The organism is Leisingera sp. ABM4_101, assembly GCF_056158725.1.
This window is the reverse complement of record NZ_JBSWTV010000002.1, coordinates 4,088,781-4,102,441: the sequence shown is the minus strand read 5'-3', so window position 1 is coordinate 4,102,441 and position 13,661 is coordinate 4,088,781. Positions and strand designations below refer to the sequence as shown.

The 13,661-nt window shown below is 62.0% G+C and carries 12 protein-coding genes; 4 read left to right on the top strand and 8 right to left on the bottom strand.

Annotation, left to right across the window (positions count from 1 at the left end; genetic code table 11):
• Positions 1 to 279 precede the first annotated feature (279 nt).
• The 6 genes from ACXAEK_RS21115 to ACXAEK_RS21090 form a co-directional block, all read right to left on the bottom strand.
• The gene (locus ACXAEK_RS21115) at positions 280 to 558 is read right to left on the bottom strand and encodes a DUF2160 domain-containing protein (protein ID WP_174148848.1); all 279 of its coding nucleotides are present in this window, start codon (positions 556 to 558) and stop codon (positions 280 to 282) included.
• Positions 558 to 1,355, bottom strand: a complete 798-nt coding sequence (locus ACXAEK_RS21110; RefSeq protein ID WP_475044924.1) for a carbohydrate ABC transporter permease — start codon at positions 1,353 to 1,355, stop codon at positions 558 to 560. The genes ACXAEK_RS21115 and ACXAEK_RS21110 overlap by 1 nt, the downstream gene beginning before the upstream one ends.
• 12 nt (positions 1,356 to 1,367) lie before the next feature.
• A complete protein-coding gene (locus tag ACXAEK_RS21105) occupies positions 1,368 to 2,231 on the bottom strand; it encodes a carbohydrate ABC transporter permease (RefSeq protein WP_475044922.1) in 864 nt (287 codons plus the stop codon).
• Positions 2,231 to 3,325, bottom strand: coding sequence for an ABC transporter ATP-binding protein (locus tag ACXAEK_RS21100; RefSeq protein WP_475044921.1), 1,095 nt, complete (start codon positions 3,323 to 3,325; stop codon positions 2,231 to 2,233). Before ACXAEK_RS21100 ends, ACXAEK_RS21105 begins: the two co-directional genes overlap by 1 nt.
• A gap of 7 nt (positions 3,326 to 3,332) precedes the next feature.
• Entirely contained in the window at positions 3,333 to 4,397 is a 1,065-nt protein-coding gene (locus ACXAEK_RS21095; protein ID WP_475044920.1) for an ABC transporter ATP-binding protein, read from the bottom strand.
• A gap of 160 nt (positions 4,398 to 4,557) precedes the next feature.
• Complete coding sequence (locus ACXAEK_RS21090; protein ID WP_475044918.1) at positions 4,558 to 6,291, bottom strand: ABC transporter substrate-binding protein; 1,734 nt, start codon at positions 6,289 to 6,291, stop codon at positions 4,558 to 4,560.
• Positions 6,292 to 6,558: 267 nt separating this feature from the next.
• Between ACXAEK_RS21090 and ACXAEK_RS21085 the strand changes: the two genes are divergently transcribed.
• Positions 6,559 to 7,677: a THUMP domain-containing class I SAM-dependent RNA methyltransferase gene (locus ACXAEK_RS21085; protein WP_475044916.1), complete on the top strand. Its 1,119-nt coding sequence runs from the start codon at positions 6,559 to 6,561 to the stop codon at positions 7,675 to 7,677.
• 56 nt (positions 7,678 to 7,733) lie between these two features.
• Here ACXAEK_RS21085 and ACXAEK_RS21080 read toward each other — a convergent pair whose 3' ends face one another.
• Positions 7,734 to 8,933 (bottom strand): hypothetical protein, encoded by a 1,200-nt coding sequence (locus tag ACXAEK_RS21080; protein WP_475044914.1) that lies wholly within the window; start codon positions 8,931 to 8,933, stop codon positions 7,734 to 7,736.
• 357 nt (positions 8,934 to 9,290) lie between these two features.
• Here ACXAEK_RS21080 and ACXAEK_RS21075 point away from each other — a divergent pair, with 357 nt between their 5' ends.
• Together ACXAEK_RS21075 and ACXAEK_RS21070 are read left to right on the top strand one after the other, a co-directional pair.
• Positions 9,291 to 10,304: a hypothetical protein gene (locus ACXAEK_RS21075; protein WP_475044912.1), complete on the top strand. Its 1,014-nt coding sequence runs from the start codon at positions 9,291 to 9,293 to the stop codon at positions 10,302 to 10,304.
• A gap of 82 nt (positions 10,305 to 10,386) precedes the next feature.
• A complete protein-coding gene (locus ACXAEK_RS21070; RefSeq protein ID WP_475044911.1) occupies positions 10,387 to 11,187 on the top strand; it encodes a TIGR03084 family metal-binding protein in 801 nt (266 codons plus the stop codon).
• Between the two features lie 224 nt (positions 11,188 to 11,411).
• On the opposite strand, the gene ACXAEK_RS21065 is transcribed toward ACXAEK_RS21070, so the two are convergent.
• Entirely contained in the window at positions 11,412 to 12,254 is an 843-nt protein-coding gene (locus ACXAEK_RS21065; RefSeq protein WP_475044910.1) for a 2-dehydro-3-deoxygalactonokinase, read from the bottom strand.
• 384 nt (positions 12,255 to 12,638) lie between these two features.
• Between ACXAEK_RS21065 and ACXAEK_RS21060 the strand changes: the two genes are divergently transcribed.
• Positions 12,639 to 13,655: an AraC family transcriptional regulator gene (locus tag ACXAEK_RS21060; protein ID WP_475044909.1), complete on the top strand. Its 1,017-nt coding sequence runs from the start codon at positions 12,639 to 12,641 to the stop codon at positions 13,653 to 13,655.
• Positions 13,656 to 13,661: the final 6 nt, after the last annotated feature.

Below are 13,661 nucleotides of genomic sequence, written 5' to 3'. Positions count from 1 at the left end.
AGGGGAAGCAGGCTTCCGTGAAAACTATTTTTTTAGAAGATGCGCGGCGGCGGGGCTCTTGTTGTCAAAATGTGCGCTGCCGCGCGAGTTTACTCAGCAAGGGGCGGGGTGAGGTGCCGGTCCCAAGGGCACTGCTTGGCGCACCGGTTCAGGGTCTTGGCTGAGAAGGTCTTGAAGGGCAGCTTTGCCTTCAAGGCCTTTCACGATTGTGTTTTGGTTTCGCGCGTCAAGGGCAAGCCGCCTTTGGCGGGGCCTGCGGCCCCCTTGACCCGAAGGGCATCAGACCTTCCAGAAGCAGAAGATGCCCCAAGCAATCGACAGCCCCAGCGGCCACCATAGCGGCATCCCCACCAGGCCGAGCCAGGCCAGGAAGATGTAGGAGGTGCCCAGGAGGCTGATGAACAGCCGGTCGCCGCGGGTGGTGGTGAGGCCGAGCACGCCTTTCCGGGCATCGCCGCCGGGGTGGCGGATCTCGGCGATGATCAGCACACCGATGGCGCTGAAGATGCCGATGAATAACAGGGCAGTGGGCCAGGTCCAGGCCATCCATGAAAGCATTACACCCTCCCCATCGCGAAGCCTTTCGCGATGTAGTTGCGGACGAACCAGATCACGATGGCGCCCGGAATGATTGTCAGAGTTCCCGCAGCTGCCAGCAGTCCCAGTTCATAGCCCGCGCTGGAGGCGGTCTTGGTCATGGTGGCGGCAATCGGCTTGGCGGCGACGGCGGTCAGAGTTTTCGCCAGCAGCAATTCCACCCAGGAGAACATGAAGCAGAAGAAGGCCGCTACGCCCACGCCCGCTTTGATCGACGGGATGAAGATCGTCGCAAAGAAGCGCGGGAAGGAATAACCGTCAACGAAGGCGGTTTCGTCCAGCTCCTTGGGCACACCGCCCATGAAGCCCTCCAGGATCCAGACTGCCAGCGGGATGTTGAACAGGCAGTGCGCCAGGGCCACCGCCAGGTGGGTGTCGAACAGTTCGACGGCGGAATAAAGCTGGAAGAACGGCAGGGCGAACACCGCGGCAGGCGCCATCCGGTTGGTCAGCAGCCAGAAGAACAGCTGCTTGTCGCCCAGAAAGCGGTAGCGGCTGAAGGCATAAGCTGCAGGCAGGGCAACCGCGATGGAGATCACCGTGTTGATCGACACATAGGCAATGGAGTTTATGTAGCCCCAGTACCAGCTGGGATCGGTGAAGATGGTCGCGTAGTTCTCCAGCGTGAAGGTCTGCGGGAACAGCGAGAAGCCCGACAGGATTTCGTTAGTGGTCTTGAAGCTCATCGCTACCAGCCAATAGATCGGCAGCATGAGGAACAGGATATAGATAATGGGGACGATGGATCGTTTCTGCATGTTCCCCTCCCTTTAGTTCAGATCGTCCTTGGTCATCAGCGTGTAGAACAGCCAGGAGACCAGGAGCGTGATTGCAAAATAGATGAGCGACATTGCAGCAGCGGGGCCGAGGTCGAACTGGCCAAGCGCGATTTTCACCAGGTCGATCGACAACAGCGTGGTGGAGTTGCCGGGGCCGCCGCCGGTCAGAACAAACGGCTCGGTGTAGATGTTGAAGCTGTCCATGAACCGCAACAGGATGGCAATGGTCAGCACCGTTTTCATCTTCGGCAGCTGGATGAACCGGAACACCGCCCAGTTGGAGGCGCCGTCGATCTTGGCCGCCTGGTAATAGGCGTCGGGGATCGACACCAGGCCAGCATAGCTCAGCAGCACAACCAGCGAGGTCCAATGCCAGACATCCATGGTGACAATCGTCACCCAGGCCGCAACCGGGTCCTGCGTCATGTCATAGGAGATGCCCAGAACGTGGTTCAGGAAATAGCCCAGCAGGCCGATATCGGGCAGGGTGAAGATGTTCCACATCGCGCCGACAACGTTCCACGGGATCAGCATCGGCAAGGCCATCAGCACCAGGCACACCGGCACCCAGAACCCCTTGCGCGGCATAGACAGGGCAATGGCGATGCCCAGCGGCACCTCTATGATCAGGATCAGGAAGGTGAACAGGAACTGGCGGCCAAGAGCCGCGTGGAAGCGGTCAGAGCGCAGGATCTGCTGGAACCAGTCCAAGCCCTGCCAGAAAAACACGTTGTCGCCAAAGGTCTCCTGCACCGAGTAGTTGACCACCGTCATCATCGGAATGAGAGCGTTGAAGGCGACCAGCAGCAGCACTGGCAGCACAAAGAACCAGGCTTTCTGGTTTTCGGTTTTCATCAGGCCGTTCCTTGTTTGTCTGCAGTAGGGGAAGTGGCAAGCCAGCCGTCCACGTAAAGCCGGGTCATGTCCTGGCGGAAGGCGAGATGTACGGCGCTGCCTTTTTCCGGTGCGGCGTCTTCGGTGACGGCGTTGATGCGGCAGCCGCCGGCCGCGCATTCCACCACTGTGTGGCGGCCCACGTCAGACACCTTGGTGACGGTGGCGGGCAGGCCCGCATCTGCCAGCGAGACAAATTCCGGGCGGATGCCGATTTCGGTCCGGCCGTCTGCCGCGCCTTCGACGGGGCCTTCCAGCGCGATCTGCTGGCCCGCAAACACGGCGGCACCATGCTGCAGCTCGCTAGGCAGGATGTTCATGCCAGGCGAGCCGATGAAATGACCGACAAAGGTATGCGCGGGGCGTTCGAACAGCTCCACCGGCGTGCCGATCTGCACTACTTCGCCCAGCTGCATCACCACTACCTGATCGGCAAAGGTCAGCGCCTCGGTCTGGTCGTGGGTGACGTAGATCATCGTCGCCTTCACCCGTTGGTGCAGCTCCTTCAGCTTGCTGCGCAGTTTCCACTTCAGGTGCGGGTCGATCACAGTGAGCGGTTCGTCGAACATCACCACATTGACGTCTTCGCGCACCAGGCCGCGGCCCATGGAGATCTTCTGCTTGTTGTCGGGGCTAAGGCCGGCCGCCTTCTGGTCCAGCATCTCCGTGACTTCGAGCATTTCGGCAATTGCCATCACCCGCTCGCGGACGGTGGCCTCGTCCCGGCCGCGGTTGCGCAGGGGAAAGGCCAGATTGTCGTAGACCGTCATGGTGTCGTAGATCACCGGGAACTGGAACACCTGGGCGATGTTGCGCTGGTCCGGGGGCAGGGCGGTGACGTCCTGGCCGTCGAACAGGATCTGGCCCTCGGACGGCACCAGCAGGCCGGAGATAATGTTGAGCAGGGTGGATTTGCCGCAGCCCGAGGGGCCGAGCAGCGCATAGGCGCCGCCGTCGGTCCAGTCGAGGTCGATTTCCTTCAGCGCGTAGTCCGAGTCGGACTTCGGCGTCGAAAGATAGCTGTGGCGCAGTTTGGAGAGAGTTATTTTAGCCATTGATGCCTCACGCCGCGCGGCTGCCGTCGGGGGCAAAGAAGTATGCCTGCGCGGGATCCATATAGAAATCGTGCAGCTCACCCACGCGGTAAGAGTGGACGCCTTGGGCCAGAGAAACCCAGCTGCCGGAACCCATGTCGAAATGGGCGGAGCTTTCGGAGCCGGAGAGCTCGGTCACCTGCACCTTGCCCGACAGCTGCACCTGAGCGCTGTTCTTGACGACGGGCAGCACGTGGTGCGGGCGGATGGCGATGGTGTAGGTGCCATCGGCCAGCCCGGCGGCAGCGCCGCTCAGCTCCCAGGTGACACCGGCGCCCAGGCGCGCCATGCTGCCCTGCTTGGTTATTTCGGCGGTGTTGATCGGCGGGTCCGAAAACACCCGTGCGGCATCGACGTTGCCGGGGTTGCGGTAGATCTCGGCGGTGGGGCCGAACTGGGTCACCCGCCCGTCGGCCATCAGTGCGGTCCTGCCGCCCAGCAAGAGCGCCTCTTCCGGTTCGGAGGTGGCATAAACCACCACCGCGCCGCGGCCGGCAAACAGCTCTGGCAGCTGGTCGCGCAGCTCCTCGCGCAGCTTGTAGTCGAGGTTGGCCAGCGGCTCATCCAGGAAAACCGCGCGGCTTTCCTTGGCAATTGCACGGGCCAGGGCGCAGCGCTGCTGCTGGCCGCCGGACAGCTCATGCGGGCGGCGGTGCAGCATCGGCTTTAGCTGCAGGATTTCTGCAGCCTCTTCGACCCGGCCGGCAATTTCCGACTTCGCCATGCCTGCCACTTTCAGCGGCGAGGCGATGTTTTCGAACACCGTCATATGCGGGTAGTTGATGAAGAACTGATGCACCAGGCTGATATTGCGCTTCTGGGTGCTAAGACGGCTGACATCCTCGCCATCCATCAGCACCTGGCCGCTGGCCATCGGGTCCAGGCCCGCCATCAGTTTAATGAGTGAGGTCTTTCCGGAGCCGGTGGCGCCCAGGAGGACATTGAAGTGACCGGGTTCCAGCAGCAGCGAGGTTTCCTTGATGTGCTGAATGGCGCCGACGCGCTTGGTCACGTCTTTGAGTTCGAGTGCCATCTTGCTTTGACTTTCCGGCAGGCGGCCTGTTTGCGCACCGGGATCCGGCGCGCGCGGTCTTTGGGGGGAAGAAGGCCCCGGAAGACGGGAAAGGGTCTCCGGGGCCTGTTTCAGCCCGGCCAGACGATGGGGAGGTCTGGCCGGACCGGGAGGAGTTGCTTTACTCGGTTGCCCAGCGGGCAACCAGCTCGTCGTAGTTGACGGTCTGGCCCTGCGGCTTCTCGTTCTCCAGCGGCGGCTTGGCGCCGCCATTGGCGTACCACCACTCCGCGTCTTTTTCCTCATTCAGGCGCGGGCCGCAGCCGCCATAGACATTCGCCTGCTCATCCGCGCGCTGCATCCGGGCCATGGTGATGTCCATTTCTTCAGCCAGACGGTCCATCGCTTCCTGCGGGGTGAAGGCGCCGGAGTTCACGTCGCCGATCTGCTGCCACCAGATCTGGGCCAGCTTCGGATAGTCCGGCACGTTCACACCGGTCGGCGACCATGCCACACGGTCGGGCGAGCGGTAGAACTCGACCAGGCCGCCCAGTTTCGGCGCGCGCTCGGTGAAGCTTTCGTGGTTCACGGAGCTGTCGCGGATGAAGGTCAGACCCACATGCGATTTCTTCACGTCCACAGTCTTGGAGACCACGAACTGGGCATAGAGCCAGGCAGCCTGAGCGCGGTCCAGCGGGGTGGACTTGAGGAAGGTCCAGGAACCCACGTCCTGATATCCGACCTTCTGGCCTTTTTCCCAATAGGGCCCGTGCGGGCTGGGCGCCATCCGCCACAGCGGGGTGCCGCTCTCATCGACGGTGTTGTTGCCTTCGGATTGCGGCTTCACCATGTCGGCGGTGAAGGCGGTGTACCAGAAGATCTGCTGTGCCACATTGCCCTGCGCCAGTGCCGGCAGCGACTGGTAGAAGTCATAAGACGCAGCACCCGGAGGCGCGTATTTACGCAGCCATTCGTCCCACTTGCGGATCGCATAGACCGCCGCCGGGCCGTTAGCGGCACCGCCGCGGCTGACGCTGGCGCCCTGCGGGTTGCAGCTGCCTGCTTCCATGCGGATGCCCCATTCGTCGATCGGCACACCGTTCGGTTCACCCTTGGAGCCGGCACCGGCCATCGACAGCCAGGCATCGGTCATCCGCCAGCCGAGGTCCGGCGCGCGCTTGCCGTAATCCATGTGGCCATAGATTGCGGTGCCGTCGATTTCCTTGACCTGCTCGCTGAAGAACTCGGCGATGTCCTCATACGCGGACCAGTTGACCGGGACGCCCAGGTCATAGCCGTATTTTTCCTTGAACGCGGCCTGCAGGTCTTCGCGGTCGAACCAGTCCTTGCGGAACCAGTAGAGGTTCGCGAACTGCTGGTCGGGCAGCTGGTACAGATCGCCATCCGGGCCGGTAGTGAACTGGGTGCCCATGAAGTCACCCAGGTCCAGGCCGGGGTTGGTCACGTCCTTGAACTCGCCCGCCATCATGTCGGTCAGGTTATAGGCCAGCTGCAGGCGCGAGTGGGTGCCAATCAGGTCGGAGTCATTGACGTAGCCGTCATAAAGATTCCGCTTGGTCTGCATCTGGGTCTGCACCGCCTGGACCACTTCGCCCTCGCCCAGGATCTGGTGGTTCACCTTGATGCCGGTGATTTCCTCAAATGCCTTGGTCAGCACCTCGGATTTATAACTGTGCGTCGGGATGCCTTCCGACAGCACGTTGATCTCCATGCCCTTGTAAGGTTCCGCGGCCTTGATGAACCACTGCATCTCCGACAGCTGTTCATCCTTGGTCAAAACCGATGGCTGGAACTCTTCATCAATCCATTTTTTGGCCGCCATTTCGTCGGCATAGCCAATTGAACCCGCAACCACCGCACAAACGGCTGCTGCGGACAAAAGATACTTACGCATCTTTTCCTCCCTGAAAGTCTATTAAGGCCAGCTGTGCATTGGCTGCATCTGACTGGCATAGAGCTTTCATAGGTTGGATTATGTTGTCAAACTAATTTTTTAGTAATGCGTATCATGTTGAAATGTATTAATTAATACCCTTGTCACAGGGCAACGCTCCTATGCTGCATCGCAGCGTCTTCAGTTGTGACGCAGCGGCAGTTTCGCCCATGGCGGTACTTGAAAAAACGGTCGCCGCGCGCAGACTTTGCGTCTAAGGAGGGCAGCATGACGCAAGACACCACCTTCGAGATCTTCCTAACCGCACCGCCGGGACTGGAACAGGCGCTGCTAACCGAGGCCAAGGAGCTGGGTTTTGCCACGCCCAAGGCTGTACCTGGCGGGGTCAAGGTGCAGGGCACCTGGAGTGAGGTCTGGCGCGCCAACCTGTGCTTGCGCGGCGCTGCGCGGGTGCTGGCGCGGATCGGCGAATTCCGCGCTTTTCACCTGGCACAGCTCGACAAACGCGCGCGCAAGTTTCCCTGGGGCGGCGTGCTGCGCCCGGATGTGCCGGTGAAGGTCGAGGTGGCGACCAACAAGAAATCCAAGATCTACCACGCCGGAGCTGCTGCCCAGCGGGTGGAAAAGGCGATTGCCGAAACCCTCGGCGTCCCTGTCACCAAGGACGCTGAACTGACGGTCAAGCTCCGGATCGAAGACAACCTTTGCGTCTTCAGCGTCGACACCTCGGGCGAGGGTCTGCACAAACGCGGCCACAAATCCGCCGTCGGTAAGGCGCCCATGCGCGAAAACCTGGCGGCGTTGTTTCTGCGGGAATGCGGTTTTGACGGCAGCGAACCGGTGGTCGATCCGATGTGCGGCTCCGGTACCTTCGTGATCGAGGCCGCGGAGATCGCCAAGGGCCTGCTGCCCGGCCGCAGCCGCAGCTTTGCGTTCGAGCAGCTAGCCACTTTCGACGCCGCTGCCTGGGAGGTGCTGAAGCAGCAGGGCGCGCTGTGTGAGACGGACCTGCACTTTTACGGCTCTGACCGCAACGCAGGCGCCGTTGAGATGTCTACCGCCAATGCGGAACGTGCCAGCGTGGCGGATTGCACCTGCTTTGCCCAGGCCGCCGTCAGCGACCTGCAGCGCCCAGTCGGCCCGCCGGGCTTGGTGATTGTCAATCCGCCTTATGGCGCGCGGATCGGCAATAAGAAACTGCTTTACGCCCTCTATGGCGCTCTGGGTCAGGTACTGAAGGAGCGTTTCTCCGGCTGGCGGGTGGGCATTGTCACCTCCGAAACCAGTCTGGCCAAGGCCACCAACCTGCCGTTTCTGCCCTTTGGTGCACCGGTGGCCCATGGGGGGCTGAAAATCCGCCTGTTCAGGACGGATCCGCTGCCCTGATACCGCACAAGAGGGCGCCTGTGGCGCCCTCCCGGCCTTTTTAACAGCGCGGCAGCCTAAGCGAGGTCTGCCAGATCCTCCATGGCACCCTCTGTTCCGCCGCCAGGCATGGTACCGCTGATGGGCTGGTTCATCAGTGCCATGATGTCCTCAGTGCCGGGCTCGCCGGTGCCGCCGAATTGCCCGGCCAGATTTGCGTCGTACCAGTTGCTCAGCCCGTCACCGGTGACGCCGCCGTTGGCATAGGCGGTCCCACTGCTGGCCGCCGCTGCCGGATCATAGCCGCCTTCCAGCACCTGCTGCGAACCGTCCGGATTGCTAACCACGAGCGACAGGCTGCTTAGGTCGATGTCCTCTAGCGTCAGCCCAGCGTCCGACCACAGAGTGAAGTTTGCATTGGTGACGGTGCCATCGGTACTGTCCGGGACCTGGCCGAATTGCACCATCGCGTCAAAGCTGCCGGGCACAGTGGTGCCGTCCCCCAGCGCGTTGACAGAATTGGCATTGGCCGCATGGCCGGTCACTGGCAGCGTGTTTTCATCCGGAAAGAAATTGAGCCCATCCAGGCTGGAATCCTCCGTCATGTTGAAGAACAGGCCGTCAATATCGGCAACCTCACCGTCAAAGGAGGTCGGCTCCAGCTTTATAAACAACTGACCTTGCGGCGTTTGCAGCACCTCGACAGAGACGCTTGGATCGCCGTTTCCTCCTATCTCGAAAGTCACAGAGGTTTTGCCGCTGCCGTCATTGCTGTCGCTACCGTCGCTGCCACCGGTGCCCTTCGTACCGCCGGACCCGCCGCTTCCTTTGGTTCCCCCAGACCCGGAGGCGCCGGTGCCCGACCCTCTGGTGCCTGAACCGCAGCCATGAGTTCCCCCGGAGCCGCCGCTTCCATAGCTGTTCCAATCGTCTTCTTCACGATGCCACCAGTGCGATTTGCCGTGATGCCCTTTGCCGCCGCATCCTTTGGTTCCGCCGGATCCCTTGGTGCTGCCTGACCCCTTGGTTCCGCCGGATCCTTTGGTTCCGCTGGATCCTTTGGTGCCGCCAGTTCCGTCTTCATCTTCGCGGTCCTGCCAGTCCTTGAAGCCCTTGCCTTTCCAGCCATAGCGGCTGGACAGATGGCTGTCATACCAGCGGCTGAAACCGCCGCCCTGGACGCCGCCGTTGTAGTAGCTGTTACCGCCACAAGCCTGCTTGCCGCTCCAGGCGGAATGTCCGCGTCCCCAGCTGTATGAAAAATGTCCCCGGCCCATTCATTCCCCCAGACAATACCCAGATCCAAATTGCGGTGCGGCTGCATTCGTAAAGCGCGCATAGCTTGATCAAGGTTAGGCAGAGAGGCAACTGCGGCCAGATTTTTGACGTATTTTAGTCAAAATGGGCTTTAAAAACCGGGCTTGCGGAAACAAACTGAACCGCCGCCTCGGGATTGTTGTTAAATCCGCCTCGGCGCAAAGGCCACGGCTGGCCCGACCCGTTCGAATCGCCCGGAGCAACTTTTGAATTGCCGTATTCTGTCCTGAAAAGCGCCGTCTTTCCCCACCAAAAGGTTAAGCATTCAAGGGTGAGCTGTCCCGGTCTTGGGCAGCAGTTCGGGAGAGACGCGGGATATGGCTGACGGAAAATTTGACGACCGCACCGCATATATTGCAGGCGCGGCCTGGCAGGTGCTTGGGGAAGAACCGGTGGAGATTTCGGCGCCGGGCGGCAAATCACGCTCGTCGCTGCGGCTGCATTTCAAGGACCGCACGGCAATTGCAACGCTGCGCGCCAATTTCCGCCGCACCCATCTGGAAGCCTTCGTGCTGGAACAGCTGGCGCCGCATTGCGATGACATTCCTCAGGTGCTGGGGGTGCACAACGATGTGCTGTTCCAATCCGATACCGGCGAGACCCGGCTGAGCGAGGAAATCATCGGATTTGAAGAGAGCGACCAGCTTGAACTCGCTGCGGAAGCCTGCGCCGCAATCTTCCGTATCCAGTCCGCTGCGCGCAGGACCAAGCTGCATACGGTGCTGCCGCATCTTGGGGCAAACCGCAGCTGGATTCGCAGTTTCGTCAGCTCGGTAGAGGCACTTGAACCCTATTCCATGGGAGTTCCCGCCAATTTCGACTATCCGGCCGTTGCCGAATACATCGAACACCCGGGCGCTCAGTTTCTGAAATGGGATTGCCGCTCCGGCAATGCCGCCATAGGCGGCGACGGGTTTGTCCGATGGTTCGACTTCGAATATGCCGGCCTGCGGCACGGCGCAGAGGATTTTGCCTGGCTGATTGGCGATGAAACCTGGCCGGTTGCACCAGACAAGATGGCCGATGTGATGATCGAGACCTTCGATCCGGACTGCGGCCACGAAATCGGCGCCTATTTGGAGTATCTTTCGGTCTATACCGCACTCCACTGCATCCAGCGGCTGGAGCTGATCCGGAAAGAAGTCAAAAGCCGCGGCTGGCTGACCCGGGAAAGAGTGCGCAAATACGACGACGCGGGCGTGCATCCTGCGTTTGCGGCTCAGCTGTGCCGGACCGGAGCCTATTACGCGGCGCAGTCCCGGCTCACCGCGCCGCTCAGCCGAAATTTCGAGGTCGCCGGGCACGCTTTCCGCGCTATGCAGGCGGACTAATCCCTGCCGTGACGTGCGGTCCAGGTTTCCTGGGATTGCCCGGAACCGTTACCCTGTTGCTGCGTGCAAAAGAGGGGGAGCTATGCAGCAGGCTGAAGATTTCCGCGCCGAGAGCCGTGCGCTAGCGGCGATACTGGAAAATTTGCCGGAGGCGGATTTCCACCGGGCAACCCAGTTCAAGGGCTGGACCATTGATCACGTGCTGGGGCATCTGCATCTTTTCAACGCCGCCGCAGAAGCCGCCTTGCAAGGCGATGCAGATTTTGCCGGTTTTATCGCCCCGATTCTCAAGGGCATGCAGGCCGGCAGATCTATTCTGGATTGCCAGTTTCCTTGGCTGAACGGCCTGTCCGGTCAGGCCCTGTTCGAGGCCTGGCGGCAAGGGGCTGAGCGATGCGCGGATGCCTTTTCCCGAACGGACCCCAAGGCGCGGCTGAAATGGGTTGGCCCGGATATGAGCGCACTGAGCTCTGTGACTGCCCGGCAGATGGAGACCTGGGCCCACGGTCAGGAAGTCTTTGACCTTTTGGGGCAGGAGCGCCGGGAAGAAGACCGCATCCGCAACATTGCGCATCTTGGGGTGGCCACTTTTGGCTGGAGCTTCCGCAACCGCGGCCAGGACGTTCCGGACCCGGCGCCTTTTGTGCAGCTCACCGGACCGTCGGGCGCTGTTTGGCAGTGGAACGCGCCGCAGACTGACAATTTTGTCAAAGGCTCCGCGGTGGAATTTGCCCGTGTGGTGACGCAAGTGCGCAGCCTTGGTGATACCGGGCTGCACTGCGCCGGACAGGCGGCGGAGGACTGGATGCGCATCGCCCAGTGTTTCGCAGGCCCGCCCGAAACACCGCCCGCCAAGGGCAGCCGGTTCCGGGCACCCGCCTGATACCATAACAGCTCGGGTTGCGCTCCCGTCCGGCTTCGGCTGTCCTGGCGGACAGCCTGTGCCCGTTGGGCGTAGCGCCGCGCACAGCGCGGCGCTACGCCCAAGGCTGCGAAGGGGCGGCCGGTGCAGCCGATGCACCTGCAGGCGCGGGAGGGCTTGCTTGTGCCCTTCGGACAATCCGTCTCGCGCATCATTGCCCGGCGCAGGATGCCTTTGTCCTGCCCCTAGCCCGGCCAGGTGGCGGACACTCCTTCCAGCGCCATCCGAACAGGCTCTGCCACGGTTACAGGCAGCGCCTGGGCATCCAGCGCCGCTGTATAAAGTGCACGCAGCCCGTCATCGGCAATAAGGGCAAGATTCTGCCCAAGCCAATAGGGACGTGCAGCGGCCAGCTCCGCGCCCAGAAGAAGGCCCCACAGGCGGGCTCTTGCGTCCTCTGCCGTCAGGCGGCCCAGGCTTGCGGCTGCCTGGACGGCGGCCAGTCGGGCGGCCAGCAGTTCCGGTTTGGCGAGGCCATCTCCCGCGGCCTCTGCCAAAACCGGCTTGTCCCAGGCGCCATGCGGATCCAGCGCCATGCCCTGTGCGGCTGCTGCAGCCAGTTGCCAGGTCAGCGCGCTTTGAAAGCTGACGATCTCACGGGCGCTCACCTGCACCCAGTGGGTCACAGGCCCGGGCAGGCAGATCACCCCGTCCCAATCCGGGTTCAGCCGAATGAAACCGCAGACACGGGCAACAGCGCCCTGCATCACGCCGCACGGGGCGGCTTGGCTTACACCCGGCAGGACATGAACAGTCAAATCCTCGAGCCGGGCATTGACCGCCGTCAGCTCTGCGGCAGGCAGCGGAACCGGCCGGGGCGCAGCCAGGCCGCTGCCGCCCAGCAGCACCGGGCGCGGCACCCCGCCCATCGCCTGGCGCAATGCATCTGCCACCGCGGCGGGCTGGCCGCCCTCTAAGGTGAACACCTGGGCTGGCGCTGCTTGACGGCCGGACATTTCCCAGACCAGAAGCCTTTGTCCGTCCAGGTTGGCGGCCAGCCAGGTGGCCTCGCTGCGGGAAGGCTGCATGGTGTCCTCTTTGATCGCTGCTTCCGGTTTGCCTGCTTATGGCGCCGATTCCCCGGTCCGGCAAGCGGGCGGGTGTTGCGCAGGCATAGGCATAAATACCCGTATGGAGAGGGTCCTGAGCGGAAGTATGCCCGCCATAGGCTAAAGCGCCTAGGATTTGTGCAAAAGACAGGGCGCCCCGCCCTGCGCCCGGTTCCAAAAATCCAGTAATGTAAAGCATCCGTCAAAGACCCGCTTCAACGGCCAGGTTCAGGCTCAATCAGCTGGCAAAGCCGGGACAAGCGGTCTGCCGCCCAAGCGGAGTTTTTTGATCGAACAGCGCGGCGGAGAGCCGCCGCGGGTACGTAACAGTGACTTGTAACCGTGACAGGAGGTAGTGCAGACATGACCGAAGCTCCGGCACAGCATAACGCGGTTTTTGCCCAGCTCGCTGCACGCCATCTTCTGGCCGAAGGCTACGCGCCGGATGCGGTGTTTTCCGGAACAGGGTTTGGCCAGGCGCTGCTGAACCAGGATGATCCTTCCGCCCCATTTTCCGCAATCACTGGAATTTTCGACCACGGGTCTGAGCTGACCGGCGACCCATTGTTCGGCTTTCATCTCGGCAGCGCCACTGATCTGCGTCAGGCCGGGCTTTTAGGCTACATCGCCCGGACGTCCCCCACGGCAGGCTGCTTTCTGCGCAATATTGCACGCTACGCGGGAGTGATGAGCGATGTCTGGGAGCTGGACACCTCCCGGCTGGCCTCGCATGGGGAATTCACCTGGTCGTGCCGGGCGGTCTCCGGCCAGCAGGGGCAGCAGTACATAGAGTTTCTGGCGGCCTTGTTCTTCACCGCCTTGCGTGAGGCTGCTGAAAGCCGGATCGAGCCGCAGCAGGCGGTCTTTGCCCATCAGCGAAGGTCAGGGCTGGAGGAAATGGCGTCCTACTACGGCTGCCCGGTGGATTTCGGGGCGGCTGTCAGCCGTTTTGTCTTCAAGCCTGAGGATATGGATTTGCCGCTGGCCAGTGCTGACCGGGTGCTGTTGCGGGTTTTGCGGTCTTATGGCGACCAGCTGCTGCAAGGGCAGGATCAAGGCAGCAAAAGCACCGGGCTTGCGGCTCAGGTGGAGGAGGCGATCTCTGCCCGGCTGTCCAGCGGCTCTGCGACGCTTGGCAATGTGGCGGCGGATCTGGGCATGAGCCCGCGCACGTTGTCGCGCAGGCTGTCACAGGCTGGAACCAGCTATTTCACCATTCTTGAGGAGCTGCGCAAAGCGCTGGCCGTTCGCTACCTGCGGGAGAGCAAGCTTGCCCTGGCAGAAATCGCCTTTCTTCTAGGTTACTCGGGCCTCAATAGCTTTAGCGATGCCTTCCGCCGCTGGACCGGGCAAAGCCCGGGGCAGTTCAGGGGCGGCTGAACCAGT